General features: G+C 44.5%; 25 protein-coding genes and 1 riboswitch. Of the genes, 7 read left to right on the top strand and 18 right to left on the bottom strand.

Annotation, left to right across the window (positions count from 1 at the left end; all coding sequences use genetic code 11):
- Nucleotides 1-1,761, bottom strand: a complete 1,761-nt coding sequence (locus H7968_RS12320; RefSeq protein WP_227396439.1) for a sensor histidine kinase — start codon at nt 1,759-1,761, stop codon at nt 1-3.
- 113 nt (nt 1,762-1,874) lie between these two features.
- On the opposite strand from H7968_RS12320, the gene H7968_RS12315 reads away from it, so the two are divergent.
- From H7968_RS12315 to mscL, 3 genes are all read left to right on the top strand, one after another.
- A complete protein-coding gene (locus H7968_RS12315; RefSeq protein WP_227396438.1) occupies nt 1,875-2,225 on the top strand; it encodes a CHY zinc finger protein in 351 nt (116 codons plus the stop codon).
- Nucleotides 2,226-2,297: 72 nt separating this feature from the next.
- Nucleotides 2,298-3,098 carry an alpha/beta fold hydrolase gene (locus H7968_RS12310; RefSeq protein ID WP_227396437.1) on the top strand — a complete coding sequence of 267 codons (801 nt, stop codon included), beginning with the start codon at nt 2,298-2,300 and terminating at the stop codon, nt 3,096-3,098.
- Nucleotides 3,099-3,617: 519 nt separating this feature from the next.
- Entirely contained in the window at nt 3,618-3,998 is a 381-nt protein-coding gene (gene mscL, locus H7968_RS12305; protein ID WP_227396436.1) for a large conductance mechanosensitive channel protein MscL, read from the top strand.
- Between the two features lie 261 nt (nt 3,999-4,259).
- Here mscL and H7968_RS12300 read toward each other — a convergent pair whose 3' ends face one another.
- The 7 genes from H7968_RS12300 to H7968_RS12270 form a co-directional block, all read right to left on the bottom strand.
- Entirely contained in the window at nt 4,260-5,141 is an 882-nt protein-coding gene (locus H7968_RS12300) for an ABC transporter permease (RefSeq protein ID WP_406566413.1), read from the bottom strand.
- Nucleotides 5,142-5,189: 48 nt separating this feature from the next.
- Nucleotides 5,190-6,194 (bottom strand): ABC transporter permease, encoded by a 1,005-nt coding sequence (locus H7968_RS12295; RefSeq protein ID WP_134372337.1) that lies wholly within the window; start codon nt 6,192-6,194, stop codon nt 5,190-5,192.
- Nucleotides 6,195-6,292: 98 nt separating this feature from the next.
- On the bottom strand, nt 6,293-7,921 hold the full coding sequence (locus H7968_RS12290) for an ABC transporter substrate-binding protein (protein WP_227396434.1): 1,629 nt from the start codon (nt 7,919-7,921) through the stop codon (nt 6,293-6,295).
- Nucleotides 7,914-8,942 (bottom strand): ABC transporter ATP-binding protein, encoded by a 1,029-nt coding sequence (locus H7968_RS12285; RefSeq protein ID WP_227396433.1) that lies wholly within the window; start codon nt 8,940-8,942, stop codon nt 7,914-7,916. Before H7968_RS12285 ends, H7968_RS12290 begins: the two co-directional genes overlap by 8 nt.
- Nucleotides 8,914-9,933, bottom strand: a complete 1,020-nt coding sequence (locus tag H7968_RS12280; RefSeq protein WP_227396432.1) for an ABC transporter ATP-binding protein — start codon at nt 9,931-9,933, stop codon at nt 8,914-8,916. The genes H7968_RS12285 and H7968_RS12280 overlap by 29 nt, the downstream gene beginning before the upstream one ends.
- 397 nt (nt 9,934-10,330) lie before the next feature.
- Entirely contained in the window at nt 10,331-11,260 is a 930-nt protein-coding gene (locus H7968_RS12275; RefSeq protein WP_227396431.1) for a DUF1002 domain-containing protein, read from the bottom strand.
- Between the two features lie 92 nt (nt 11,261-11,352).
- Nucleotides 11,353-12,852, bottom strand: coding sequence for a methyl-accepting chemotaxis protein (locus H7968_RS12270; RefSeq protein ID WP_227396430.1), 1,500 nt, complete (start codon nt 12,850-12,852; stop codon nt 11,353-11,355).
- Between the two features lie 167 nt (nt 12,853-13,019).
- On the opposite strand from H7968_RS12270, the gene H7968_RS12265 reads away from it, so the two are divergent.
- Together H7968_RS12265 and H7968_RS12260 are read left to right on the top strand one after the other, a co-directional pair.
- Nucleotides 13,020-13,940 (top strand): ketopantoate reductase family protein, encoded by a 921-nt coding sequence (locus H7968_RS12265; RefSeq protein WP_227396429.1) that lies wholly within the window; start codon nt 13,020-13,022, stop codon nt 13,938-13,940.
- A gap of 74 nt (nt 13,941-14,014) precedes the next feature.
- On the top strand, nt 14,015-14,335 hold the full coding sequence (locus H7968_RS12260) for a winged helix-turn-helix transcriptional regulator (protein WP_227396428.1): 321 nt from the start codon (nt 14,015-14,017) through the stop codon (nt 14,333-14,335).
- 45 nt (nt 14,336-14,380) lie between these two features.
- Here H7968_RS12260 and H7968_RS12255 read toward each other — a convergent pair whose 3' ends face one another.
- Both H7968_RS12255 and H7968_RS12250 read right to left on the bottom strand, forming a co-directional pair.
- On the bottom strand, nt 14,381-15,526 hold the full coding sequence (locus H7968_RS12255) for a S1C family serine protease (RefSeq protein WP_227396427.1): 1,146 nt from the start codon (nt 15,524-15,526) through the stop codon (nt 14,381-14,383).
- 9 nt (nt 15,527-15,535) lie between these two features.
- Nucleotides 15,536-16,657 (bottom strand): hypothetical protein, encoded by a 1,122-nt coding sequence (locus H7968_RS12250; RefSeq protein WP_227396426.1) that lies wholly within the window; start codon nt 16,655-16,657, stop codon nt 15,536-15,538.
- Between the two features lie 288 nt (nt 16,658-16,945).
- Here H7968_RS12250 and H7968_RS12245 point away from each other — a divergent pair, with 288 nt between their 5' ends.
- Nucleotides 16,946-17,473 (top strand): YceI family protein, encoded by a 528-nt coding sequence (locus tag H7968_RS12245; RefSeq protein ID WP_227396425.1) that lies wholly within the window; start codon nt 16,946-16,948, stop codon nt 17,471-17,473.
- 218 nt (nt 17,474-17,691) lie between these two features.
- On the opposite strand, the gene H7968_RS12240 is transcribed toward H7968_RS12245, so the two are convergent.
- Both H7968_RS12240 and H7968_RS12235 read right to left on the bottom strand, forming a co-directional pair.
- Nucleotides 17,692-17,961, bottom strand: a complete 270-nt coding sequence (locus H7968_RS12240) for a hypothetical protein (protein ID WP_227396424.1) — start codon at nt 17,959-17,961, stop codon at nt 17,692-17,694.
- A 39-nt stretch (nt 17,962-18,000) separates the two neighbouring features.
- Nucleotides 18,001-19,581 carry a long-chain-fatty-acid--CoA ligase gene (locus H7968_RS12235; RefSeq protein ID WP_227396423.1) on the bottom strand — a complete coding sequence of 527 codons (1,581 nt, stop codon included), beginning with the start codon at nt 19,579-19,581 and terminating at the stop codon, nt 18,001-18,003.
- Nucleotides 19,582-19,764: 183 nt separating this feature from the next.
- On the opposite strand from H7968_RS12235, the gene H7968_RS12230 reads away from it, so the two are divergent.
- Nucleotides 19,765-19,917 (top strand): hypothetical protein, encoded by a 153-nt coding sequence (locus H7968_RS12230; RefSeq protein WP_227396422.1) that lies wholly within the window; start codon nt 19,765-19,767, stop codon nt 19,915-19,917.
- 581 nt (nt 19,918-20,498) lie between these two features.
- On the opposite strand, the gene H7968_RS12225 is transcribed toward H7968_RS12230, so the two are convergent.
- The 6 genes from H7968_RS12225 to H7968_RS12200 all read right to left on the bottom strand — a co-directional run bounded on the left by H7968_RS12225 (nt 20,499) and on the right by H7968_RS12200 (nt 26,417).
- Nucleotides 20,499-21,350, bottom strand: coding sequence for a dimethylarginine dimethylaminohydrolase family protein (locus tag H7968_RS12225; protein ID WP_227396536.1), 852 nt, complete (start codon nt 21,348-21,350; stop codon nt 20,499-20,501).
- A gap of 80 nt (nt 21,351-21,430) precedes the next feature.
- The gene (locus tag H7968_RS12220) at nt 21,431-22,174 is read right to left on the bottom strand and encodes an ABC transporter ATP-binding protein (protein ID WP_227396421.1); all 744 of its coding nucleotides are present in this window, start codon (nt 22,172-22,174) and stop codon (nt 21,431-21,433) included.
- Between the two features lie 14 nt (nt 22,175-22,188).
- Nucleotides 22,189-22,971, bottom strand: coding sequence for an ABC transporter permease (locus H7968_RS12215; RefSeq protein ID WP_227396420.1), 783 nt, complete (start codon nt 22,969-22,971; stop codon nt 22,189-22,191).
- Nucleotides 22,972-22,982: 11 nt separating this feature from the next.
- Nucleotides 22,983-23,966, bottom strand: a complete 984-nt coding sequence (locus tag H7968_RS12210; protein WP_406566408.1) for an aliphatic sulfonate ABC transporter substrate-binding protein — start codon at nt 23,964-23,966, stop codon at nt 22,983-22,985.
- A gap of 58 nt (nt 23,967-24,024) precedes the next feature.
- The gene (metX, locus tag H7968_RS12205; RefSeq protein ID WP_227396418.1) at nt 24,025-25,098 is read right to left on the bottom strand and encodes a homoserine O-acetyltransferase MetX; all 1,074 of its coding nucleotides are present in this window, start codon (nt 25,096-25,098) and stop codon (nt 24,025-24,027) included.
- Between the two features lie 17 nt (nt 25,099-25,115).
- Nucleotides 25,116-26,417 (bottom strand): O-acetylhomoserine aminocarboxypropyltransferase/cysteine synthase family protein, encoded by a 1,302-nt coding sequence (locus H7968_RS12200; RefSeq protein WP_227396417.1) that lies wholly within the window; start codon nt 26,415-26,417, stop codon nt 25,116-25,118.
- 112 nt (nt 26,418-26,529) lie between these two features.
- A riboswitch (SAM riboswitch) is annotated at nt 26,530-26,644 on the bottom strand.
- Nucleotides 26,645-26,822: the final 178 nt, after the last annotated feature.

Genomic DNA, 26,822 nt, shown 5'->3' with positions numbered 1-26,822 from the left:
TCACATCACCTCTCCCATAAACTCGTCTGCAGGGGCCGGAACAGAAAAACGGACGGTTGTACCACTTCCTTTTTCTGATTTCACAATCAGTCCGGCGTGCTCATCAATGACCTTAATCAAACGTTCGTTTAGATTGTAAAGGCCGATCCCGGTTCCCTTTTCTGATGGAACAGCAGCTGAAACCAGTGAGCCAAGGCGGGTTTCATCCATTCCTTGTCCGTTATCTTCTATTTCTATCCTGACACGGTCGCCGTCTTTGTATACCCTGACGATCAGTCTGCCGCCTTCACTCTTTCCCTTCAAGCCGTGCTTAATCGCATTTTCAACAAGCGGCTGCAGCGTCATCGGCGGAACAGCTGCAGATAAAGCACCAGGATCCACTTCATAGGAGACATCCAGCCTGTCATAAAAACGCGCTTCCTCAATGGACAGATAGGCTTTCACGTGTTCAATTTCCTCACTCACCGTAGAAATTTTCTTCGTGGTTCCGGAAAGGTTCTGCCTGAAAAAGGCTGATAATGAGATCAGCAGCTTTCTGGCATGATCCGGATTCGTTCTTGTAAGGGAGACAATGGTATTTAACGCATTAAACAGGAAGTGCGGGCTGACCTGAGCCTGCAGCATCCGGATCTCGGACTCTCTGGCCAGCTCTTTATGCTTTTCCCCATCCGCAATTTCAAGCTGATGGCTTAACAAAGTCGATAATCCCCTTATCAGCTCCAGCATGATCGGAGAAATCATCCGTTCAGATGAAAAATACACCTTTAATGTCCCGATCGTTTTATCCTTCTGCTTTAACGGGGCAATAACGGCTGCCTGCAGTGGGCAGTCAGGATCATCGCACTGAATGGACTGCTTCCCAACCGTGATGCCCTGTCCGGTTTCGATCACGTATTTAGTGGCTTCCGTCCGGATTTCCTCCCCTGTTCCGTGATGATCAAGACCGTTTCCGATATGTGATAAAATCGTGGTCCGGTCTGTAATCGCAACCGCCAGTGAAGGAATCTCCTTATATAAAATAGCGCAGACTTCAGCAGCTGAAACAGGCGTCAGTCCTTTTCTCATATGAGTCAAAGTCAGATTCGCAATACGTAAGGCTTTTTGAGACTGAACGGCACCCATCCGCTCCTCTTCCTGAATAACACTTCTAATAATGAGCACAAAGAGGGCAGTCCCGATCCCATTTGCCACAATCATCGGAATCCCGATATCCTGTACCAGTGCCCACGCACGGTCAAAAGGTCTTGCCATACCCAGAATGATCAGCATCTGAACAGCTTCTGCTGATGCACCTACTACCAGCGCAGCCTTTGGTGTCACGATCCGGCTTTTCTTTTGCTTTGATGAGATGATACCTGCCATAGCGCCGGCGACAATGGTTGCAATGCCACATGCAATGCCGGTGAAGCCTCCAAGAAAGAAACGGTGAACACCCGCAATTAAACCTGCTCCTACACCGATCCGCCAGCCGCCAAGCAGCCCTGCTACAACCACACCAAGCACCCGGGAATTCGCAATCGCTTCATCATCATTCAGCACCCTGGTCCAGCGATCAATCGAATCCTCCATCGGATTAATGATAATGCCTGTATAAGTACCGATGATGCCAAAACAGCCAAATACGATGACCAGCAGGATTCGCTGCTTTACATCAATTTGCCCGTGAGAGTCAAACAGTCTTCTGAAAAAAGATAAACGAGTCAATAAAAATGCCACCGTGACAATGATGCCCAGACGTTCAATCATCGCAAGAATCAGCATCCAATCACCTTCATCCCTTTATTGTTAACGCTATCATAACACCTTTTACTAAATAGAGAGAAGCTGCATTTCCTTCCTTTATGATAAGATAAAAGAAAAAATGGTGATCTCACATGACAATTCAGCATAAAGTCAATATTCACGGTATAGATGTCTTCGGACCACAAATTGATCGCGAAACAAGGTGCACTCATTATCATTCCCCACTCGATGTTATTGCGATTAAGTTTTACTGCTGCGGACGTTATTATCCGTGTAAAAACTGTCACGATGAATCCGGCTGCGGAAACCATCAGGTCTGGCCTGCTGATCAGTTCGATCAAAAAGCAATCCTCTGCGGGTCCTGCGGAACAGAATTAACGATTAACGAATACTTGCAAAGCGACTCTGTCTGCCCTTCCTGCCAGGCTTCCTTCAACCCGGGCTGCAGCCTTCACAAACACTATTATTTCCAAGTGGTCTGACCGCTTTTCAGTTGATTCAATAGGGTTTAATATGTTTAGATTAATAGAGTATATAAAAAGGGGTAACGATACGTGCTTCATTACAGAACCTATCAAAATAACGAATCTCTTCCATGGGTTACTTTTATTCACGGTGCCGGTGGAAGCTCAAGCATCTGGTTTAAACAAATCAAGGAATTCAGAAAACATTTTAACGTCATTGTTGTTGACCTTCGTGGTCACGGCCAGTCAGAGCGCGGCCGCTGGAAAAAGGGAGATACGTTTAAAGAGATCTCAAAAGAAGTCATTGACGTATTAAATCATTTACATGTAAAGCAATCTCATTTTATCGGAATCTCTCTTGGAACCATCGTTGTTCAGACGATTACAAGCGAGTTCCCTCAATATGTCCGCTCACAGATCTTATGCGGGGCGATTATCAAGCTTGATATCCGCACCAAGTTCCTGTTATGGTTCGGCCGGACAACGAAACGCTTCATTCCATACATGCTTCTGTACAAGCTGTTCGCCTGGATCATTATGCCAAATCGCCGGCATGAAGAATCCCGTTTAGCGTTTGTCAATTCTGCTAAAAAAATGTGTCAGAAAGAGTTCATCAAGTGGTTCTCACTCACAAAGATGATTAATCCTTATTTATCAAAGCTGCAGCTTGATCACAAAGGAATCCCGACATTTTTTGTGATGGGACAGGAGGATTACCTCTTCCGTGCTCCCGTAGAAGAGCTTGTCAGACGCGACCAGTCACTTCAGTACATTACTATCCGACGTTCCGGTCATGTTTGCAACATCGATCAGCCGGAGGAATTTAACCTTCAGACAATTGACTATATTTATAAGTTGGAAAACAAAAGTAAGCAATTAGCTACAGGGTAATGAAACAGGATGGGACATCTTCAAAAGGAAGAATTGTTTCATCCTTTTTTTGTTTTTTATCTAGACGCTACAAGAATGTGATAGAACGCTAAAAAATAAGGATATGTTATATTCAGTCACGCTCCTCAAAAATGAAGTTATAGGTTAACTCTCACTAAAGTGCCTGGTCATTCCGGAGACTCCTGCGGCAGAGAAGCGACAGGTGAGACAGCGTAGTGCGGAGCACTAGCTGGCTCACCGCGCGGCCATAGAAAAGCGGAGGCGGGCGTTTAGGGACGTACAAACTGGACTGGACCCGACGGAGATAAAGGAAACACAGCGAACGCAGTGAGCTGATGTTGACTTATCGGACGAGGGGACGGGAAGTTTGCTAGTCCCTGCCCGACGGAGCTAGACAGCGGAAAGCGAAGGAATGACCAGGCACGGTTTTTTATAATTTTTCAACATTTAGAGTCTTTGTAATAAACACTACTATTTCTCTTCTGCTGTTTTATAATGAAAAGAAAAGGCGGTGATCATATGTTGAAGGAATTTAAAGAATTTGCGATGAGAGGAAACGTCCTGGATCTTGCGATTGCGGTTGTTCTCGGTGCAGCATTTGGAAAAATTGTAACCGCACTTGTTGAGAACATCATCACTCCGCTGATTGGCATTGTGATGGGTGGTGTCAATTTCTCAGGGCTGGCACTGACGATTGGCGATGCAGCTGTTACATATGGTGTGTTTATCCAGGCTATTATTGACTTTATTATTGTGGCGTTTGCTATTTTCCTGTTTGTGAAGCTGTTGAACCGACTCAAGCGGAAAGAAGAGGCGAAGGAAGCTGTTCCTGTGCCTGATCCACAGATTGAGCTTTTGCGTGAAATCAGGGATTTGTTGAAAGAGGAGAAGACTTTGTAGTTTATAAATCGGGCAGTAGCCGTCCTTCGCTTCAGCAGGCGCTGGTTAGCAGGATTTCGGCTGAGGTTCGTGGGATGTTGCTGATGGTTCACAGGATTTGCGCCCTGGATCGGAGGACTATACGACACGTTCGTAAGAATTTCAGGTTTGTTCGAAAAATCGTGTCATTTGACCTATACCCTACCACCTTCAGCAATTTATAGACAAGCATCTAAATACCATGTAACACAAAAATTCGCCGGCATCACCGGCGAATTTTTTTTATGTTTTCATTTTTGGATCAAGTGCGTCACGCAGCCCGTCACCCATCAGGTTAAAGCCCAGTACTGCAAGCATGATGGCAAGACCAGGGAAGAAAAGTGTCCATGGCGCCTGTACAAGCAAGGCACGGGACGCTGCAAGCATGGCTCCCCACTCCGGCTGCGGTACCTGAGCACCAAGCCCGAGGAATCCTAATGCTGCTGCTTCCAGTATGGCTGTTGCAACGGCAAGTGATCCCTGTACAATGATTGGTGTCATTGAATTCGGCAGAACGTGTGAGAATAAAATCCGTGCATCACTCATCCCAATTGCTTTCGCTGCCATAATATATTCCTCTTCTTTTACGCTTAGTACTCTCGATCGGATTAGTCGTCCAAAGTTCGGTATATTAATGATCGCAATGGCAATTAGCGCGTTGCGCAGTGAAGGGCCCAGAATTGAAACGACCGCAATCGCTAACAGAATACTAGGAAACGCCAGCATGATATCAAATAGACGTGAAATAATCGTATCTACCCAGCGTCCATAATATCCTGCCAGAATGCCAAGCAGACTTCCAACAGCTGCAGACCCGACTACCGCCAGAAATCCAACGGTCAGAGAGATTCGCGCTCCATACACAACACGTGAGAAAATATCACGGCCAAAATCATCGGTTCCAAACCAGAATTCAGACGATGGCGGCTGAAGACGATTTGGCAGGTCCTGTTCATTGATTCCCTGAGGAGCAATCCATGGTGCAAAGATTGCCATCAGGACAAAGAACAAAACAATACTCGTCCCTACTAGAGCAATTTTATTTTTGCGGAATTTTCTCCATCCTTCTTTCCATGGAGAAATATTTTCTTCTTGTGGCTGCACTGGAGCTGGCGGCTCCTGCATTTTAGCTGGTTCACCCATACAAACACTCCTCTCTTACGTGAAATCCCATCAGTTGTAGCGAATCCTAGGATCAATAATTGAGTAAAGGATATCGACAATCAGATTGATCATGACAAAAATAAAGGCAACGACCAGAATGCCTGATTGAATAACCGGATAGTCACGGGATGAAATACCTTCATAGATGTAGCGTCCTATACCAGGCAAGCTGAAAATGGTTTCTGTCAGAATTGCTCCTCCAAGCAGTAATCCTGTCTGCAGACCGATTACTGTCAGAACTGGAATAACAGCATTCTTGAGAGAGTGCTTATAAACAACCCAGAACATTTTTTCACCCTTCGCACGTGCAGTACGAATATAATCTGATTTCATGACCTCAAGCATGCTTGACCTTGTCATACGCGCAATGATCGCCATTGGAATGGTTGCAAGTGCAATACCCGGCATGATCAGATGCTTAAGCACCGTCCAGAACTGATCGAATCTGCCCTGGATTAATGTATCGAGTAAGTACAAATTTGTAATAGCAGTTACAGGGTCCCTAACATCCTCACGACCTGATGTCGGCAGCCAGTCCCACTGCAGGGAAAACTGATACTGCATCATCAGACCAAGCCAGAAGATAGGCATTGACACACCTACAAGTGCTAAAATCATCGCTGTATAATCAAACCATGAATTTTGAAACCATGCTGAGATAATCCCCGCATTAACTCCAATAATAACGGCAATTAAAATCGCAAAAAATGAAAGCTCAAACGTTGTAGCAAGATAAGGCCAGATTTCTTCGTTTACAGGGGTACGCGTCCGGATTGATTCCCCAAGGTCTCCTGTAAACAAGTTACCAAGATACTGAAAATATTGAACATACCATGGTTCATCCAAACCAAGAGATGCCCTTAATGCGGCCACGGCTTCCTCTGTAGCCTGCTGTCCCAGAATCACCAATGCAGGGTCTCCGGGAATCGCCCGTATAATTAAAAACACGATAAACGTCATTCCGAGTAATACCGGTATGAGCTGCAGCAATCTTCTAATGATGTATTGAAGCATCCTTTTTCACCTCTCAACACTTCTATTAAATATGTAATGTTTGACAAAGAAAAAGGAGGAAGGCGAATGATCACCTTCCCCCGCAATCGTGTTACTGATTATTCAAAGTATACTTTGTGAAGATCATCAGAGCCAGTTGGGTGAGCAACGAAGTCCTGAAGTGCTGCAGACCCTGCCATCAGAGGCGTAGAGTGTGCAAGTGGTACCCAAGGAGCATCCGCATGAATCAGCTCTTGTGCTTCCATATACAGCTGATTACGTGCATCTTCATCTGTTTCAGACTGAGCCTGAATTAACAGATCGTGTACTTCCTGATTTTCGTAGTACGTATAGTTGTTGCTTCCGATATTATCCTGATCTAATAGAACATAAAGGAAGTTGTCAGCATCACCGTTGTCTCCAGTCCATCCAAGAAGGAATGCATCAGCTTCTCCCATACGTGCTTTCTCAAGGTAAGTAGCCCACTCATATGTTACGATTTCAGCAGTAATCCCTACATCAGCAAGATTACTCTGAATCGCTTCAGCAACTTTTTGTCCATCTGGCATGTAAGGACGTGGAACCGGCATTGCCCAAAGCTCCATTTCAAACCCGTCACCAAGACCTGCTTCTTCCAGAAGCTGCTTTGCTTTTTCAGGATCGTATTCGTAGCCTTCAATTTCATCATTGTATCCTGCAATAACTGGTGGCATAGGGTTTTTCGCTACTTCAGCACGACCTTCAAAGAATGCATCCACGATCGCCTGACGGTCAATTGCGTGGTTCATCGCCTGACGTACTTTTGGATCGTCAAATGGTTCGCGAGTTGCAGTAAGACCAAGGTAACCAACATTCATCGATGGGCGTTCAAACAGCTGCAGCTGGTCATTGCCTTCGATTTGTGCAGCATCACTCGGGTTGATACCGTCAGCAAGATCAATTTCGTTATTCAATAGCGCATTCAGACGTGCTGAGTTCTCAGGAATTGAACGGAAAATAACCTGGTTCAGCTTTGGATAACCTTCCTGCCAGTAATCTTCATTTTTCTCAATCACAATACGCTCATTTCTTCTCCACTCAACAAACTTGAATGGACCTGTACCTACAGGTGCCTCATTAAACCCTTCATCACCCAATTCTTCAAGTGCAGCCGGGCTTGCAATTCCAAACGGGCTCATTGCAAGATTCTTAAGGAATGGCGCCTGTGGACGCTTGAGCTTAATTTCAACAGTCAGATCATCGACCGCTGTAACGGATTCAATTACGTGCCCTTCATCATCACCGAATCCACCAAACATTGATTTGTAGTAGTAGAACTTATCTTCTGTTCCATTAGCCCAGCGGTCAAAGTTGAACACAACCGCATCCGCATTAAATTCAGTACCATCGTGGAATGTTACACCTTCCTGAAGCATGAAAGTATAAGTCAGACCATCTTCAGACACTTCCCATTCTGCAGCAAGTCCAGGCTGGATTTCAGTATCCTGTTCACCGAAGGAAATCAGTGTATCAAAGATGTTTTTCGTTACTTTGAAAGATTCACCGTCTGTTACTGTAATTGGATCAAGTCCGACTGAGTCGCCCCCACGTCCAAAGACAAGTGTATCTTGTGTTTCTTCAGCAGAATCGCCGCCCCCATCATTTCCTGAGCCGTCTTCTGACGCCCCATCCTCACTGGAACAACCAAATAATGCAGTTGAGACCGTAAGAAGCAATACGAAAAATAATAACCATGCTTTCTTATTCATGCTTTCCCTCCTCAAGTACTTTTGTATTTTGACTCGCTGCACTGCCGTTCTCTGTATATAAATGGCAGGCAACGTAATGTCCTGATTCATGCTCCCTCAACTCGGGAACCTTTTGGGCACAAACATCCATTTTAAATGGACATCTTGTGTGGAATGTACAGCCTGATGGCGGATTCGCTGGACTTGGAATATCTCCTTCAAGCACAACAGACTCTTTTTCAAACAGTGGATCCGGAATCGGCACGGCTGATAATAATGCCTGCGTATAAGGGTGTAATGGGTTTTCATAAAGCCTTTCACTATCAGCAAGCTCAGCCATTTTACCTAAATACATCACACCGACACGGTCACTTATATGGCGAACGACACCGAGATCATGAGCGATCACGATATACGTAAGCTGAAATTCTTTTTGTAAATCCTGCATCAGGTTCAGCACCTGGGATTGAATCGATACATCCAGCGCTGAGACGGGCTCATCCGCAATAATTAATTTCGGACGGGTCATCAGTGCCCGGGCGATGCCAATCCGCTGACGCTGTCCACCACTGAACTGGTGTGGATAACGCTTGGCGTGATAACTGCTGAGCCCAACGATTTCAAGTAATTCACGTACTTTCTGTTTACGTTCTTTAGGCGTACCAATTCCATGGACTTTCAACGGTTCTTCGAGAATCTTTTCAACCGTATGTCTTGGATTGAGTGAAGCAAACGGGTCCTGGAACACCATCTGCATATCACGTCTAAGCTTACGCATTTCAGATGTACTTAATGTCGTGACATCCTGACCCTCAAAGTAAACCTTTCCATCAGTCGGCTCAATCAGTCTGAGAAGCATGCGTCCTGTTGTCGATTTGCCGCAGCCTGACTCACCAACGATGCCAAGCGTTTCACCTTTATGTACGGTAAACGATACACCTTCAACTGCTTTTACACTGCCAACTTCTTTACCTAAGATTCCCCCGCGAACAGGGAAATGCTTCTTAAGATTTTCAACTTTCAACAGTGGCTCTGTTGTCATGAGCTGCGCCCTCCTTTTCATCGAACAGGAAACATCTTGTGGAGCGGCCTTCCGCCGTATGATACAGTGGCGGGTCTTCCTGTCTGCAACGGTCAAATGCGAATTCACAGCGGTCTGCAAAGCGGCACCCTGTTTTGATTGAGCCTGGTTTTGGTACATTGCCCGGAATCGAATAAAGCCGCTGCTTTTTGTATCTCATGTCCGGTACTGATTGGATTAATCCTCTGGTATATGGATGCTGTGGATCTTTGAAAATATCAATTGCAGGGCCTGTTTCAACGACCTTCCCTGCATACATAACAACGATCCGCTCACATGTTTCAGCAACAACTCCAAGATCATGTGTAATCAGCATGATAGCAGTGTTCAGCTCTACATTCAGACGTTTCATCAGCTTCAGAATCTGGGCCTGAATGGTTACATCCAATGCCGTTGTCGGCTCATCTGCAATCAGCAGCTTCGGATCGCACACCATCGCCATCGCAATCATGACACGCTGCCTCATTCCACCTGACAGCTGATGCGGATAGTCATTCATCAATTCTTCGGCACGAGGCAAACCGACAAGCTTCAGCATGTCGATCGCCCGTTTTTTCGCTTCTCGTTTATTCCCTTTTTTATGTATAAGCATCGAGTCCATCAGCTGATTTCCAATTGTAAAAAGCGGATTCAGCGATGTCATCGGCTCCTGAAAAATCATGGCTACATCATTTCCTCTGATTTGCCGCATCCTCTTCTCAGAAGCTTTTGTTAATTCTTCATCATTTAATTTAATGCTGCCTCCGACAATTTTACCTGGAGGACTTGGAATCAAACCCATGACGGATAATGATGTTACACTTTTTCCGCACCCTGATTCACCAACAATACCAAGGACTTCTCCCTTTCGGACATAAAAGTCAATATCATCAACTGCCGGTACTTCCCCATCGTCTGTGAAGAAGGAAACCTTGAGCCCTTTGACGTCAAGCACCTTTTCCTGCGTGTTCATGGTCATCCCCCTCAAAACCTGAATCATTTTTATTTTTCTAATATACTTAGTTTTCTGAATTTGATAAGCCTTATTATACGATGTTACAGGAATATTTCAATACTAATTTTTTAATTTTTCTGTAGATTGCATAATTTTGCATTGAGTATAAATATGACAAACCCTTCTAAATCAAAGATAAATCCATCTTTTCCTTTGTACAAAGATAATAAAAGATCCGTATCAAACGAGAAATGTTGACATGAACCTTTACGTACTCTTTATTTTCATTTTCTTACTTGTATATTTATGAACAGATCATGACTATACAAGGAAAATGGTTTGAGAGGAAGGCAACTTACTGCCTGATACTTAAAAAACTCCCCGGGACATCCCGGAGAGTTTTGAACTGGATTTCTTATGGAGTTGATTCATCCTCTGTGCCGCCACCAAAAATGCCTGAAATGGCGTCGATAATCCCCTGGAAGAAGTCGCGCACTCCCTGCCAGAAACCTTCATCATTGATCACGTCGCTGAGCTGATCCTGGATCGCTGTGGATAAATCATTCAGCTGCTGTGATACGTTATCAAAATTGATATTTAAATTTCTCATCTGTTCAAACAAGTCTGTTAATCTTTGACGATCTTCCTCACTCAGATTAATTTCAAGATTTGTCAGCTGATCGTTAACAATCTGCTCGACATCTTCACGAGTTGCCGGATTCTGCTCAGCAATCGCCTGTTTGATTTCTGTTAAGAGTTCACTTACTTTTTCCTGATCAATGCCTTCTTTGTTTGCAAGGTCCGTTGCCAGATTTAATTCATCATTGGCTACTTCAAGTCTTGCTGTATCAAGCTCTTCACCACTCACTTCGTATGCTTTGTAAATCCCTGTAAGCGCAGAGTGCCCACTTACTTTTACAGGAGAAGCGATTTCCACTGTGGCATTTTCAATCCCTGCTGTTAAGAGAGCATTCGCATACATACTGTCCGTTACTTCAGTAATATTTTCAGGGGTTACACGCTCAATAACAAGCCCGTGCCCGTCATCCTCACGTGTGATTTTAGCTGAAGAAAACATACGTGCATTGCGATCTTCTCCATCAATATAACGCACAAGATCTTCGCCGGTTACGACCACTTCTTCCACCATTTCCGGATCGTTTACTTCAAGCATTTCGCGCACTTCCTGCTTTTGATCCTCAGAAAGCGTGCCACCAAGTACGAGAATCGGCAGGCCGAAGCGCTCGTCAATACTTTCTTCCGTGTTATGATCAGATGCGCCTGCATACAGAGCAGGTACCATGAGCATAACCGCCATCGTTGATAATAATATGCGTTTTAACATTGTATTTCTCCTTTTGATTTCCATATTTAACAGAGCAGTCAGGTTTGACTGTCTCCTATATAGACGTTTTTTCTGAACAAAAGGTTTCAGGATTATTTTTTCAGGTTAGCCATCAGGTCATTTGCCTGTCCTTTTACCTCATCGGCAAAGGATTGGATGTCGTTAAATGTTTGTTCTAATCTGTGCATGGAATCAATGATGTCTTCAATGCTTTTATCATTTTCTGATGCGTGCTGCTGAAGTACCTGCATGGCTTCATGAACAGACTGTCCGCTTTGAGCGGAACCCTTTGATGCCTCAATGACCTGATTGAGCTGCTGCTTCAGTTGTTCCTGACGTCCAATCAGCTGCTGAAAAACAGTAGCAGTGTCCTGAATAGAAGCCATACTCGTATCGATTTTTCCTTTTGTGCTATTCAGCGACTGAACGACCTCCTCTTTAGCGTTTGAGATGTCGGAGACGATCGCTCTGATGTGTTCAGAAGAAACAGAGGATTGTTCTGCAAGCTTTCTTACCTCATCTGCCACAATCGCAAATCCTTTTCCATGCTCTCCTGCTCTTGCCGCTTCAATGGATGCATTCAGTGCCAGAAGATTTGTCTGATCAGCGATTCCTTCGATTAAATTCAGTGCCTGATCAATTTCCTTCGTTTTTTCATCAAGGACCTGAACGGTATCAACAGATTTTTCAGACGAACTTTGGACTTCAGACATCTGTCTGATTGTATCCCTCAGATTCGCCTGATTTTGAGCAGCAGCATGGATCACTTCATCTGTTAAAAGGTGCATCTCATCTGTACGTGCTGATACATTTCTGACCTCATTGATAATTCCATCAGCATGCTGTTCGGCAGCTGCTGAAGATTCACGGTAATGAAATGATACCGCTTCCATTTTTTCTAACTGTCTGCTCACTGAAGTCACAGCCTGTGAGGATCCATTTAACTGATCAGTCAGGCTCTCAACTTTTCCTTCCAGTTTAACAGCGGTACTTTCCACTTTTTCAAGCATTGTTTGAAGCGCTTCTTTTAGTTCTTCACTTTGTTCAGTTTTGATCCGCGCACGGCGCACAGCATATAACAGAATAATCGCGATCGGAACATATTGAACGATATGATAAGCTCCTGTTAAAATGGCGAATTCCATCGACGTCGTAACGGTCATCGGCTCTGCAAAATACAAATGAACAAACTGAGCTACTCCCAGCAGAACCGCGGTCGAAATCAATGCTTTTTTCATCAGCTTTGCATCCGCATAAACCGCTGCAATACCCAGTGGTACAAACCAGAAATACGGAACATTCACCCAGGCGTTTGAATAAAAAATAAACGCCAATAAAAGAGTGGACAAAACAGATAACTCCTTAAAATAGACCGGTTCCCTGGACAATTTATAGTAAAGAGGCGGTAAGATCAGCAGCAGGAACTGTGTGTTATACAATACATTCATTACCGTCAAATCAGGTATTCCGTATAGTAATACCTGCGCAACCATGTTAACAACCATTAAAGCAGCAGAAACAAGAAATATTTTGCAAAGAAGGACAGACAGCTTTTGTTCTGTCTCACGCTTCCCCACTCCCCCATTTGTCATAAAAATAATCCCCCTATATGTATCTATGTAAGTCAATTAACCTAATTATAGTGTGATCATTATGGGATGAAAAGGAATTTTTATAAAATTCAATCGACTTTTCTTTCGACTTCTTTCGAAATGACGTATGATCAATAATGACTAAAACTGAATTGGAGGTTTGCATCATGAATATTCTAATTGCCGGTGCCGGGGGAATTGGAGGCTATTTCGGTGGGAGACTGATGGAAAAAGGACAGAAAGTAACGTTTCTTGTCCGTGAAAACCGCAAACGTCAGCTGCAGCAAATGGGGCTTGTCATCAAAAGTCCCCATGGAGATTATTCAACAGCGCCTATTTTACTGACTGCTCAGGATCAGGGCGAGACATTTGATCTCATCATCCTGACAACCAAAGCTTATCATCTTGATCAGGTGATCAAGGATATTACACCTTTTGTCCACAGCAAGACCATGATCCTTCCGTTGCTGAATGGTATCGCCCACCTCGATCCATTGATTGAAGCGTTCGGAGAGGATCGTGTTCTTGGAGGACTCTGTTTTATTGAAACGACACTTGATGAAAATGGAGCCGTTGTTCAATCGAGCCCCGTTCATGATCTCGTATACGGCGAACGGGATGGCCGTCAAACTGACAGAATTTCAGCATTGGAAGAAATTTTTAATGGTACGAAGGCATCCTTTAAAAGAAGTGACACGATTATGCAGGATATGTGGCACAAATATTCTTTCATCACAGCAATGTCCGGCATTACTACGCTCATGCGCGCTCCGGTGGGCCCTGCCGTTGAAATTCCTGCTGCCAAACAAACCCTCGAGCGTCTATTTAAAGAAATTTCGATGATCATGAGAGCGATTGAAGCTCCGATTGCCCATAACCTGCCGGACATTCAGATGAAGAGAATGCAGGAGATGGAATACGGCATGAAATCCTCTATGCAGCGCGATATGGAAAAGGGACTTCAGACTGAAACGCATCACCTGCAGGGCTGGCTGCTGGAAAAAGCGAGCCAGTATCAGCTTGAAGCACCGGTTTTGGAAGCAGCTTATGCCAACGTGAAAATATACGAAACGCTGTTAAACCGCTGAAGGTGACGAACCCACTCCTCCTCCTGTATACTTAGATTGACTAAACGCATCTTTCATATAAAGGAGGGAAAAGGATGGCCGCGATGTCTTTATGTCCCAAATTCGAGCAGGCGTTTCAAATTCTCGGCAAACGCTGGAATGGTGTGATTATCCGTGTACTTGCCGAAGGTCCTAAACGCTTTTCGGAAATTGCAGAGCCGATCCCTCAGATCAGCAACAAAATTCTAACCGAACGTTTAAAAGAACTGGAAGAGCATGGTCTCGTCGCAAGAGACGTGTACCCTGAAACTCCGGTTCGAATTGAATACAGTCTGACTGATAAAGGACACTCGCTCACTCCTATTCTGGACGGCGTACAGAAGTGGGCGGATGAATGGATTGACTCCAGTCATTGAATATAAAAAAACAGCGGGAAATTTCCCGCTGTTTTTTTATGCCTGTCATTCTGCTTCCTGATATTCCAGCCGTTTAATTTTCATCTGACCATTCTCATCTGTGATCAAAAAGCGATAGGAGTAAAGATTTTTTTCAGGTTTACCCGAAACAATTTCCTCTTTTTCAACAGTCGCTCTCACTTCGACCTCTCCGGAAATCGCAATACCTTCAGACGTCTTCAGAGAAATGGAAAGCAGATTTCGAAATTCGTCTTTAAATGTGTTAAAGCTCGTGTCATTCTGATAGTCTGCGCCAAGTAAAGAATAAGCCGTAACATAGTCACCAAATTCAATACTGGATAAATAATATTGTGCAATATACAGAGCCTGTTCTTCCAATGTTGGAACGACTGCATCCTGTGGCTGATCGGCGTAATTCTCAAATGACGGGAGCTCCTGCATCGGTGAGGCGATCCATTCATCAATCTGATCTTTCACATCAATAATGGGGATGCTATAACCAAGATTCTGTTCAGGTTCCTCCGCTGAATTAATACCGATTACCTTCATTGTTGATGAATTCAGTAAAGGGCCACCGCTATTTCCCGGAGAAATCGCAGCAGTAAACTGATCAATATTCTCGTATATAAACGGCTCAATGGTGAATGATCGGTTGGTCCCGTTGATCTCACCCGCTGTTACCGTGTTCTGAAATCCAAGCGGACTTCCCAGTGCCAGCACCTGATCAAGCACCTGCGCTTCCCTGTCGAGTTCCAACTCCAAAGGCTCTCTCCCCTTCAATTCATCAACCTGTATCACAGCAATATCCTCTTTTTCACTGATGCCGATGACAACACCATCGTAACGGGCAGAGTCAGCCGTAATGACCGTGACTTCAGAAGCATTTGCCACCACATGGGCATTCGTGACGACTGCCCCTTCCGTGTTATAAATAAACCCTGATCCTATTGAACCGATAGGGGTTTCGATCTGAATGACTTTTTGCTGCGCTTCAAAAAGTGCCTCTTCGCGATTAAGAGAAAGCTGTTCAATAAAATTCCGCTGTGAAGAATCAAGCTGGTTACTAACCAGATAAGAAGGTTCTTCTTTAACGTTTTGCTGTATTTCTTCCCTAAGCATCAGGCCTCCCCATACTGTAAGGGCAATTAATGTAACGGAGACAAGTATGCTGGAAATCCATTTTTTCTTCATACTTCACCCCTATTCCAAATACCATGTGATGGATGTAATCTCCACTTTTTCATAGTCTCCTGACAAATTTAATTCATCTTTAAAAGAACCCTCTCCGTCAGGTAAGACATATTCGGGATCCACGACCGTCAGACTCTCGGACATCACCTGTCCAACTTTGTCTGTAACGGTCCACTCAATTTCAATCCAGCTGATCGGTCTTGTTCCGTTATTCTTAATCGTACCTGTCAATTGAATGGTATCATTTATATTTTTCACTTCCCATTCTTCCACTGACACTGCCTCAGTACGGTTAAAATGATCCTGCCTTTCAGCTTCTTCCTGCGCTTCAGCAAGCCTGATATATTCCTCTTCCTGATAGGCATTACGCTCAGCTTCAATGGTTTTTTTAAATTGAATCAATTCTTCATGCAATGGTGCATATCCAAGTCCAATCTCGACAATATTCAGCGCTTCTGTAAAATGAAACTTATTTAATTCTGCAGAAGCCTGATCAATTGATAATCCCGCAATCTGATTTCGTATGAGGTTTTGAACCTCTTTAGCCTCGGGACGATTAATCTCCGATACCTCAAGCAACTTTCCAGCCAAAGCCTGAATGGATAAAGGCTCTTTGATTTCATTTTTAATCGAAGTAATAAGCGTGGATTCTTTTAAAGACATTATTTTTTGCTGTTCCAGAAAGAGCAGGCCGTTTTTGTCTTTTTGAAGTGTCTCACGGATATCACGAATCTCGTTTTCTACTTCTTCAATCTGTCCAGCCGCTAACTTCTCCTCCAGCCGTGCAATCTTTTTTTCAAACAAACGCGCATCTCTGACTGCTGTCAGACTCTGGCGCAACTCTTCATATTCCGGACGCACAGAGGCAGCTCGTGCCAGATCTCTTTCTGCGTCTTTCCATTGTTTATTAAAAGCGGCATTTTCCGCCGAAGTCTTCCATGCTTCAACCTGATGATTTCTCCATGTCTCATAGACATATACTGCTCCAAGAGATAAGATACAGATCACAAAAACCAGCGTTAAAAGGCTCATCGGCCTGAAAAAAGGTTTCGAAGGTTTACTGAAATCTTTTGAAGGAGATTTAGACGATGGTTGATCTGAAGATGATTCATGTGAATGTCTGTTACTCATCGTGTCACCCTCCTCTTTTCTTATATTCTACTACCCTTTCTTACCATTTTTCACTCTATTTCCAAAGAATTCAATGATAATTATGTGAAGAAACAGGCTTATTCTTTAAAGTTTCTATTGTGCTCCTGATCGCAAATATTTTCAAGTCCAGACGAGCGGTATATAGATTAAATAAAAAATATCTCGAATTCGAGAGAAAGTTATTGACTTTCTTTTTAGCTCAGAATATACTAATTACAAATACTAACCAAGTTACTTAATGTAACTTGTTTTAAGGAGGAATTTTCTATGACAAAAAAATGGGCAGTAGACGCAGCACACTCAAGTATCGATTTTTCAGTAAAGCATATGATGATCTCAAAGGTAAAAGGATCTTTCCATGACTTTTCAGCAGATGTAACCGCTGATCCGACTGACCTTACTGGAGCTGATATCCGCTTTTCTATTGATGTAAATTCAATTGACACACGCAATCAGGACCGCGATAATCACCTTCGTTCAGCTGACTTCTTTGAAGTTGAGCAATTTCCAAACATCACGTTCGTTTCGACAGATGTAAAGAAAACCGGTGACGACGAGTACGAGTTAACTGGTGATGTAACGATTAAGGATGTAACACGCAAGGAAACTTTCACTGTGGAATATGAAGGTGCTGGAAAAGATCCATGGGGGAACGAAAAAGTCGGTTTCTCTGCTACCGGCAAGCTGAACCGTAAGGAATACGGCTTAACGTGGAACCAGGCGCTTGAAACAGGCGGTGTGCTTGTAGGAGAAGACATCAAAATTAACCTGCAGATTCAGGCACAGGAAGCGTAAGTTTGTTATAAAAAGTAAAAAGGGTCAAACATGAGGCGATCATGTTTGACCCTTTTTTATAGTATAAGTAAACCGTGCCGGGTCATTCCTTCGCTTTTCTTTGTCTAGCTCCGGCGCGCAGGGAGTCTACGGAATGACCAGGCACTCTGGTTTGGAACTACGATCTTCAATGAGCTTTTCAAAGTGAAGTCTAATTGTCACTTCAAAAGTTCTATGAATTATATCAGCCCTTCAAACAAATAAAATATGAAGACCACATACAAAACGCCTAGTGGAATAGGTGTTAACGAAATATATTTCAGGACTCCTTTTTCTTTTTTATAGAAGGCAATGATGCCATATGTTACCCCTATCAAAAAAATGATAAATCCAATTGGTATGGCTAGCATTGATCCTTTACCAAAGGATATGTTAAATGGCGGAAAGATCATGTAGGCAACTAAAAGACCAAAGATGGTTAAAATCAGAGCGGAAATACTATTTTTCATCTTATCCTCCTGTTCAGTTTGGTCATCATCGATTACTGATCAATTCACCATCTTCCCGTCCTTATCCCAGAATTCTTTTCGCAGCACGACTTTTTGGATTTTTCCTGATGCTGTTTTTGGAAGCTGGTTTGTGAAGCTGAAGCTTTTTGGGATTTTAAATCGGGCCAGTTTTTCATTGGCGAATGCGATGATATCATCCTCTGTTAACTCGTAGCCTTCTCTTTTGACAATCACGGCATGCGGAACTTCTCCCCATTTTTCATGTGGTACCGCAATGACCGCTGCCTCAAGAATCGCCGGGTGATCGTATAAAGCGGCCTCTACCTCAATGGATGAAATATTTTCACCGCCGCTGATAATGACATCTTTTTTGCGATCCACGATTTCAATATATCCCCGCTCATCCACTATTGCCATGTCTCCTGTATACAGCCATCCATCGCGGATTGTTGCTGAGGTAGCTTCCGGATTTTTAAAGTAGCCCTCCATCACGTTGTTGGAGCGGACCGCAATTTCGCCGATGGATTTACCGTCATGGGCGACTTCTTCACCCATTTCATTAAATACTCTTACCCTGGAGCCAATCAGTTCATAGCCCGTTTTGGATTTTAATTTAGCTGAATGGGCTGCGTCTTTTACGTGCGTATTACTGCGGTGAGCTGACATTGTGACGAGCGGTGAAATCTCTGTCATGCCGTATACTTGAATAAATTCCCACCCGAGTTCCTCTTCCACTTTCCTGACAAAAGCCGGAGGTGGTGCAGAGCCGGCTATGACTACTCTTAAGTCGTGATCAAATGTTGCGTTCGTGTGGGATGATTCTTCAATCAGCATATTTAAAACGGTCGGCGCCATATGCATAATGCTGACCTGATGTTTAGCCACATTTTCAAGGATGGCTTTCGGATCCACTTTACGCTGCATCACCTGGGTGGCACCATTTGCCGTGTAATAAAAGGGTGATCCCCATCCGTTCACGTGAAACATTGGCAGGACGTGAAGCAGTGTATCCTGATCACTGACTTTTAAGTGATGCATTGTCGTTAAAGCATGGAGATAGTTTGAACGATGTGACAGGAGCACCCCTTTTGGATCCCCCGTTGTCCCACTCGTATAAAGGAGCGAAGCAATATCAGTTTCTTCAAGTGGCACCCTGTCATAAGCTTCTTCTGAATAGTCGGACAGCCATTGTTCATAAGAAAGGCAGCCTTCTGCGTCCCCGTCATGAATAATAAATGTATGTACGGTTTCAAGATTTGGCCGGATTGATTCAATGAGCGGATATAAGTCTGCAGCAACAAACAGCACTTTACTTTCACTGTGATTTAAAATGAACTGATAATCCTCCGGACGAAGGCGCGTGTTGAGCGACGTCATCACAGCCCCCACCTGGTACAGTCCATAAAATCCCTCAAACATCTCAAGGGAATTCGGCGTCAGATACGCCACTTTATCTCCTTTTTTGATGCCAAGTTCATCTAATCCCCTTGATAAACGATTGACCCTTTTTTCAACATCGCTGTAAGTCAGCGAGCGTTCTCCGTCAACGACAGCTGTTTTATCACCGTAAAGTGTAACAGCGCGATCAAGAAAATCCGTTAAAATTAATGGCACATGCATATTCCCATCCCCTTTTGATCGTTCTATGATTGCCTTAACATTTTTGAAAAACCTGAAAGATATGGTGTATTGTATCCGTTTTCACAAAAGAAATCAAATATTGACAGAAATTTCAGAGTAATCATCCTCAGGAATAATCGGTCTCATTTTAACGATACTAATTCAAAAAGGAGGCGATTTATCATGAACGATAAAAAGAAAACACAAATCGAAGAATCATTCGCTGAAGAACAAATCCAGCGCATGTACGAAGAAGGCACCGTTGACCGGAAAGAAAGAAATGCAGGAGTGATAAAAGATAAGAAACTGGAAGGGCCGGATCAGCCAGCGACCTAGAAAAGCAGAAGCGGGCGTTTAGGGACGTACAAACTGGACCGGCCTCGACGAAGATAAAGGAAACACGGTGAACGAAGTGAACCGATGTTGACTTATCGAACGAGAGGACGGGAAGTTTGCTAGTCCCTGCCCGGTGGAGCTAGACATAGAAAAGCAGAAGCGGGCGTTTAGGGACGTACAAACTGGACCGGCCTCGACGAAGATAAAGGAAACACGGTGAACGCAGTGAGCTGATGTTGACTTATCGAAGGAGAGGACGGGAAGTTTGCTAGTCCCTGCCCGGTGGAGCTAGACAAGAAAAGCGCAGGCAGGCGGAGCTTGGTCACTTTTTCGGCTGATTTGGTCACTTTCGCAAGTCATTTGGACACATTCCGCCCCGGCTTGGTCACTTTCCTTCGCTATTTGGTCACTTAGCACCCAAGCTTGGACATTTTTGTGAAAATCTCTTTCTCTAAACAAGGCTATTTATCAATTTATCACTGAGTGCCGTGCCGTTCTTTTCCGTGTCCGCGAAAAGGAACGGCACGGTTACTATTCAACAACTATAAAACACCTCCCCACATCAAGTGGAGAGGTGTTTGTCATGAGCGGTTCACAGGCAGTGTGCAGCACCTGAATGAACCGCCTGATTTGATAATCTCTGAGATATCGAGTTCCAAAACATCATAGCCTGCCCGTTTCAGGTTGCGATTTACTTCTTTATTGACCGGAAGGCTGATGACTTTATCATTTCCAATAGATAAAACATTGGGACCCATTGTGAATTGTTCATCATCATTCACCATCATTAACTCGTACTTTTCAGCAAAATGGTCAATGGTTTTCTGATCAAATGCCTCTTTATAAATGAGGGCATCATTTTCTGAAACAATGTTGAACAGACAGTCCAGATGCAGATATTGTGAATCAAATGGTACTTCAATGATGTCATAATCCGGCAGAGCGGTGCGTAATTCTTCAACAGCTTCGACAGTAGTGCGGCTGCTGATGCCTACCCAGACCGTTTTTCCATCAACGACGACATCCCCACCTTCAATGGAAGATGTTTTGATTTTCTTATGAGGCACACCTGATTCTCTCAGCCACTCAAGCAGAATGGATTCCTCGCCATCTCTCATTTCTGTACCCATTGACGAAACAAAAACGGTATCTCCAATCGTAAAGCCGATATCACGTGTAAATACCTGCTCCGGATACGCGGAAATTGGCGGCAGTTGAACAACGTCCGCACCATGTTCATGGAGAAGCTGAATAAAAGCTTTATGCTGCTCCATCGCTTTTTCCTGGTCAATATTGTCTTTTAGAAAATGCTTCTGTGTTTCATTTATTGCTTCTTCAATTTTCATAAAAGCCGGCGGACAGACTAATACACGTTCGAGGGTTCCATATTCGTTTTCACAGCCAGCACGTTTGTTACTCTCTTTTCGTTCCATTAACATATCCAGTCCTCCGAATTTTCTCTTTTTGTGTATTATTCCTTTTTTAAAAGAGATTAAACGGAAATAGCTGGATTTTATTTTGCTGTCTGTGCTTTAGTCTTGCCGTTCGTGCCTTCAAGAATGGAAAAGATTTTTTCTTTATAGACGGCAAGGCTGATATCACTGCGGCTCCTCGGCTTCGGCTGTTTGATTTTCAATTCTGCAGCAATGGTACCTGGTTGACCGCTCATCACGAGCACTCTGTCACATAAGTAGAGCGCTTCATCTATATCATGCGTGACAATGGCCATTGTCGTTTTTTCCTGACTCCAAATATCAAGCAGTAAATCCTGCAGCTGCATTTTTGTAAAAGCATCCAGTGCGCTGAAGGGTTCGTCTAAAAGCAATACGGAGGGTTGTGATGCAAGGGCTCTGGCAATCGCAGTCCGCTGCGCCATCCCGCCTGATAAGTCGCGCGGCAGTGACTTGGCAAAATCACTTAATCCAACAAGTGATAAATAATGACCTGCTTTGTCAGTATGCTTTTTTGGCTGACCAAAGCCAAAGAGCACGTTATCCTCAACTGATAGCCACGGCATTAATCTCGGCTCCTGAAAAATCATTCCACCTGCCTGATGCTCACCCTGCTCTCCACCGGTATGAATGGTTCCGCTGTCTGACTGCTCAAGACCTGATAACACCCTCAGAAGCGTACTTTTCCCGCATCCACTTGTACCGAGAATCCCGACAATTTCGCCTTTTTGTATCGTAAAACTGACGTCTTTAAAACCGGCTGTTCCACCTTTAAATAACTTTGATGCTTTCTTGACTGTCAGCATATGTTCTCACCTCGTTATTGAGCATTTTGAAGATTATCCTGCCACTTCAGCGAGCGGACTTCCACCTGCTTTAATAAGGCATCTGTTCCTTTACCTAATGCAGCAAACAATAAAATACTTGCAATAATCAGTTCAGGAGATGACGTATTCTGTCCGAGCACGAGCAAATAACCGAGACCTTCGCTTGCCCCAAGTAATTCAGCTGCCACGACGAACATCCAGCCAAGTCCAAGCCCGCTCCGGATACCGACTAAAAAGGATGGGAGCGAGGCTGGCAGGATAATTCTTTTGACGAGCTGGAAAGAGCTGAAACGGTACACCTTCCCAACTTCAATTAATTTTCTGTCCACACCCTGGATGCCTGAGACAATGTTCAAATAAACCGGAAAAAAGACACCGACTGCAATCAGCGTGACCTTCGACGGCTCCCCTATGCCCATCCATAAAAGAAACAATGGCACCCATGCCAGTGAAGGGATGGATCGGAATGCCTGAAGAATCGGGTCCATCAGCTGTTCAAACCTTTTGAAATAGCCAACCGCTGAACCGATCACGAGCGCCGCAGCCGTTCCGATCAAAAACCCAATGAGCACACGGTACAGCGTGATAGATACATGTCCCCAAAGCGTCCCATCCTGTGCCATTTCAACAATAGAAGTGACGACCACTGTAGGAGCGGGAAGGAGATACGGTTCAATCCATCCAAGTCTGGCTGCCCCTTCCCAGATCACCAGAAGCAAAACGGGCAGTACGAGTCCGATTCCAGCGATCGATAACTTTTTATTGACCTGCTTCATAAAAGCACCTCCTATTCAGATCCAAGTGATTCTGTAAATGAAGGATTTAACAGCTCATTAACGAGTGATTCCACATCGGCATCTGCATCAATGACCTCTTCATTTCTCAGCACTTCACCCGCTGCAATCAGCGCATCCGTATGCTCTGAACCAATGACAGGATTTGAAAAATCATTACGTGCGACACTCGCTTTCGCTACTTCAATGTTCATATCCGCTTCTTCTGACAGAATGGCCGCAGCTTCATCCGGATTTTCAATCGTCCATTCTCTAGCCACCTCGTATTGCTCAATCACGGTTTCCACCAACTCAGGGTAATCCTCAGCAAAATCTGACCGGACATTCAGCGTACCGTATGTATTGAAATCAGCATTACGGTAAAACAGCTCTGCTCCTGTATCCAGCTCTGCTCTTGCCATATGAGGATCAAGTCCTGCCCAAGCATCCACCTGTCCTGAGCTCAACGCATTGGCGCCATCAGCATGCTGCAGGTTTACGATTTCCACGTCTTCAGATGACAGGCCCGCTTCCTCAAGTGCTCTTAGTAAAAAGATATAGGGATCCGTCCCAAGCGTTGCCGCTACCTTTTTGCCAGCTAGATCTTCCACGCTTTCAATATCAGATCCTTCCGGCGCAACAAGTGCTGTCCATTCAGGCTTGGCATATAGATAAACGGACTCAATAGGCGACCCGTTTGATTTGGCAATCAGTGCTGCAGCACCAGCCGTTGAGCCGAAATCCACACTCCGCGAATTGAGAAACTCGAGTGCCTTGTTACTTCCCTGGCTCAGCACCCACTCGACTTCTATCCCTTCGTCTTCCAGTGCTTTTTCCACCAGTCCCTGCTCCTTCAGAACAAGACTTGTCGGTGAGTAATAGGCATAATCAAGTGTTATTTTATCTGGCTGTTCATCAGAATTGGCATTTGCAGAGCAGCCAGCGAGGACCCCAATTGCTGCTAAAGATAAGACAAGACCTGTTGTTTTTCTATTCATCATAATTCCTCCCTGTTTACTCTGTTTTATAGTTAAAAGAAAGAGGCAGCCGGACTGCCTATTCTTTACTTTCAAAATGATGTTTAACCAACGGACCCCATTTATCAAATTCAACTAAAAATCCGTCATGTCCAAAATGGGTATCGACTTCATGGTAGGACCCACCTTCCACCAGCGCCGCAAACTGTCTGATATCCTGCGGCGGATAAAGGAGATCTCCCTTAAACCCTACACCTAAAAATTCGCCTTTAATTCGTGCTGCTGCCTGCTCGATCCCGCCTCTGCCACGTCCAATATCATGATGGTTCATGGCATAGAGAAGGGTTAAGTAACTGTTTGGATCAAACCGTTTCGTGATTTTTTCACCTTGATAACGTAAATACGATTCCACCTGATAGTAAGGCTGTTCTTCCTCAGATGGTTTTTCCTCCCGTTTAAAACGTCCTGTGAAAAGCGCTGGACTCCGGTACGTAACGAGGCCGACCATTCTTGCTACTTCAAAGCCTTTAACCTCTGAAGCCTGATCATAATTTCCCCCGTTCCATCCAGGGTCATTTTCAATGGCATGAATACCGATTCTGTTAAAAGCGATGCCGTAATCACTCAATGACGGTGTCGCAGCAAGCAGAACGATTTTATCCATAAAATCCGGATACGATACGCTCCACTCCAGCACCTGCATCCCGCCTAGCGATCCGCCAATGACACCGTGTAAATGTCCGATGCCCAGTTCGTTCAATGCCTTATGCTGTGCATTGACCATATCTTTGATGGATACAAAGGGAAAATCCGAGCGGTACAGCTCTTTATCCGGATTGAGGGAAGCCGGCCCAGTTGAACCGCTGCATCCCCCGATCACATTAAAAGTAATGACCTGAAATTTTGTCAGATCGACAGAACCGCCTTCTGAGATAAAGCCTCTCCACCACCCCGGATCTTCCTCTGTACCGTAGGATTGATGAGTACCTGTTAGCGCATGACAGATCAGGATAACAGGAAGCAATGGATCTCCAGCCCGCTCATAGCGGAGAGAAACGTCGCGGAGTATCTTTCCGGACTCAAGCACTAATGAGCCAATATGAACCGTTCCCTCACTCTGCCTCGTTTTCTCTGTCACAGGTGTCTCTCCCATTCCTGATTCCTCCTCCATTATGAATGTGCAGGAACTGCTGATTTCTCAATCGCCTGATTTAAATCATTGATGAGATCTTCCACTGATTCGATTCCCACTGAAAGTCGAATCTGCTCCTCTTTGACGCCGGCAGCTTCAAGATCTGCCCCTCTAAGCTGGGCGTGTGTGGTTGTAGCCGGATGAATGATCAGTGATTTCGCATCTCCAACATTGGCTACATGGGACCAAAGCTTTGTGTTGTCGATGACTTTTCTTCCTGCCTCACGTCCGCCTTTAATCCCGAACACAATGATTGAGCCTGGACCTTTAGGGAAATATTTTTTCGCCAGCTCATGTGAAGGGTGATTTTCGAGTCCAGGGTACTGAACCCAATCTACGGAAGGATGCGCTGCAAGATAGTCAGCGACCTTCTGAGCGTTTTCAACATGTCGTTCGAGGCGTAAATGCAACGTTTCAAGCCCCTGTAATAAATAGAATGCATTTTGCGGACTCAGGCACGCTCCGGTATCACGCAGCAGGTTGACCCGAAGCTTAGCAATAAAAGCCGCTTCCTCCAAATCAACAAAACGCAGTCCGTTATAGCTTGGGTCCGGCGTTGTAAAATCCGGGAAACGGCCGTTATCATAATTAAACTTCCCGGCATCCACCACAACACCACCGATTGTCGTACCATGACCACCGATCCATTTCGTTGCCGAGTGAACAACAATATCGGCCCCATGCTCAAATGGTTTATTCAAATAAGGAGTCGCAAACGTGCTGTCCACAATAAGCGGAACCCCTTCTTCATGAGCCACCTTCGCTACCGCTTCCGTATCAAGCACATGCAGGCTCGGATTTCCAATCACTTCAGCAAACACTGCCTTCGTTTTCGGACCAATGGCTTTTCGGACATTTTCAGGATCCGATACATCAACAAACGTTACATTGACGCCATAACGGGGCAACGTTTGCGCAAATAAATTATAGGTTCCACCGTATAAGTTCGTAGCTGCGACAATATCATCACCTGCACTCGCCAGATTCAACACTGCATAGGTGATCGCAGCCATTCCGGACGAAACAGCAACAGCCCCCACTCCGCCTTCTAAAAGAGCAATCCTGTTCTCAAACGCAGCAACCGTCGGATTTCCGATACGCGTATAAATATTGCCTGCCTCTTCTAAAGAAAACAGCTTCTGCGCATGCTCAGCACTGTCAAACACATACGACGTTGTCTGATAAACAGGAATCGCACGTGAACCAGTCGTTGGATCCGCTTCAGTAGCACCGTGTAATAATAACGTTTCAATATTGTACTGCGGGTTTTCGTTTGTCATGATCAAATCTCTCCTTTAGTGGTTGAATAAGTTGTCGAGTGGCTGCGGTAAAGGGATAAAGGAGAAGAGGGAAAAGAAAAACCCCCTTCATAAGAAGAGGGTTTTGATCCTCCTCTTATCTTTCAGATCAGTCCGATCTGTAGGAATTAGCACCTTTCCAAGTCAAGGCTGACTCGTTGGTTGCCGGGCATCGCAGGGCCTAGTCCCTCCGCCACTCTGGATAAGAGTTTATTAAGTTATGGTTTTGGTATGCATTGATGTTAATCTCTTGTTGAGGATTATAGAGCGGTTGGAAACAGAAGTCAACCTTTTTCTGAATATTTTATTTATTGGTTTTTAATTTATTTCTGTTTAGAAAATTGGTCAGGAGGCCCCCTTCGCTTTCCACGGCCGCGCGGTGAGCCA

This window comes from Jeotgalibacillus aurantiacus (genome assembly GCF_020595125.1).
Taxonomy (GTDB): domain Bacteria; phylum Bacillota; class Bacilli; order Bacillales; family Jeotgalibacillaceae; genus Jeotgalibacillus; species Jeotgalibacillus aurantiacus.
The sequence above is the reverse complement of the archived record's forward strand: the minus strand, read 5'-3'. Positions and strand labels throughout refer to the sequence as shown.

What these genes read in the sequence shown, in the direction of transcription:
- H7968_RS12320 (WP_227396439.1), bottom strand. Translation starts at nt 1,761, where the DNA reads ATGCTGATTCTTGCGATGATTGAACGTCTGGGCATCATTGTCACGGTG.
- H7968_RS12235 (WP_227396423.1), bottom strand. Translation starts at nt 19,581, where the DNA reads ATGCATGTGCCATTAATTTTAACGGATTTTCTTGATCGCGCTGTTACA.
- H7968_RS12210 (WP_406566408.1), bottom strand. Translation starts at nt 23,966, where the DNA reads ATGAATAGAAAAACAACAGGTCTTGTCTTATCTTTAGCAGCAATTGGG.
- H7968_RS12255 (WP_227396427.1), bottom strand. Translation starts at nt 15,526, where the DNA reads ATGAAGAAAAAATGGATTTCCAGCATACTTGTCTCCGTTACATTAATT.
- H7968_RS12230 (WP_227396422.1), top strand. Translation starts at nt 19,765, where the DNA reads ATGAACGATAAAAAGAAAACACAAATCGAAGAATCATTCGCTGAAGAA.
- H7968_RS12240 (WP_227396424.1), bottom strand. Translation starts at nt 17,961, where the DNA reads ATGAAAAATAGTATTTCCGCTCTGATTTTAACCATCTTTGGTCTTTTA.
- H7968_RS12285 (WP_227396433.1), bottom strand. Translation starts at nt 8,942, where the DNA reads ATGACAACAGAGCCACTGTTGAAAGTTGAAAATCTTAAGAAGCATTTC.
- H7968_RS12250 (WP_227396426.1), bottom strand. Translation starts at nt 16,657, where the DNA reads ATGAGTAACAGACATTCACATGAATCATCTTCAGATCAACCATCGTCT.
- H7968_RS12275 (WP_227396431.1), bottom strand. Translation starts at nt 11,260, where the DNA reads ATGTTAAAACGCATATTATTATCAACGATGGCGGTTATGCTCATGGTA.
- H7968_RS12200 (WP_227396417.1), bottom strand. Translation starts at nt 26,417, where the DNA reads ATGACAAACGAAAACCCGCAGTACAATATTGAAACGTTATTATTACAC.
- H7968_RS12225 (WP_227396536.1), bottom strand. Translation starts at nt 21,350, where the DNA reads ATGGAACGAAAAGAGAGTAACAAACGTGCTGGCTGTGAAAACGAATAT.
- mscL (WP_227396436.1), top strand. Translation starts at nt 3,618, where the DNA reads ATGTTGAAGGAATTTAAAGAATTTGCGATGAGAGGAAACGTCCTGGAT.
- H7968_RS12215 (WP_227396420.1), bottom strand. Translation starts at nt 22,971, where the DNA reads ATGAAGCAGGTCAATAAAAAGTTATCGATCGCTGGAATCGGACTCGTA.
- metX (WP_227396418.1), bottom strand. Translation starts at nt 25,098, where the DNA reads ATGGGAGAGACACCTGTGACAGAGAAAACGAGGCAGAGTGAGGGAACG.
- H7968_RS12315 (WP_227396438.1), top strand. Translation starts at nt 1,875, where the DNA reads ATGACAATTCAGCATAAAGTCAATATTCACGGTATAGATGTCTTCGGA.
- H7968_RS12290 (WP_227396434.1), bottom strand. Translation starts at nt 7,921, where the DNA reads ATGAATAAGAAAGCATGGTTATTATTTTTCGTATTGCTTCTTACGGTC.
- H7968_RS12295 (WP_134372337.1), bottom strand. Translation starts at nt 6,194, where the DNA reads ATGCTTCAATACATCATTAGAAGATTGCTGCAGCTCATACCGGTATTA.
- H7968_RS12265 (WP_227396429.1), top strand. Translation starts at nt 13,020, where the DNA reads ATGAATATTCTAATTGCCGGTGCCGGGGGAATTGGAGGCTATTTCGGT.
- H7968_RS12260 (WP_227396428.1), top strand. Translation starts at nt 14,015, where the DNA reads ATGGCCGCGATGTCTTTATGTCCCAAATTCGAGCAGGCGTTTCAAATT.
- H7968_RS12280 (WP_227396432.1), bottom strand. Translation starts at nt 9,933, where the DNA reads ATGAACACGCAGGAAAAGGTGCTTGACGTCAAAGGGCTCAAGGTTTCC.
- H7968_RS12270 (WP_227396430.1), bottom strand. Translation starts at nt 12,852, where the DNA reads ATGACAAATGGGGGAGTGGGGAAGCGTGAGACAGAACAAAAGCTGTCT.
- H7968_RS12245 (WP_227396425.1), top strand. Translation starts at nt 16,946, where the DNA reads ATGACAAAAAAATGGGCAGTAGACGCAGCACACTCAAGTATCGATTTT.
- H7968_RS12220 (WP_227396421.1), bottom strand. Translation starts at nt 22,174, where the DNA reads ATGCTGACAGTCAAGAAAGCATCAAAGTTATTTAAAGGTGGAACAGCC.
- H7968_RS12300 (WP_406566413.1), bottom strand. Translation starts at nt 5,141, where the DNA reads ATGCAGGAGCCGCCAGCTCCAGTGCAGCCACAAGAAGAAAATATTTCT.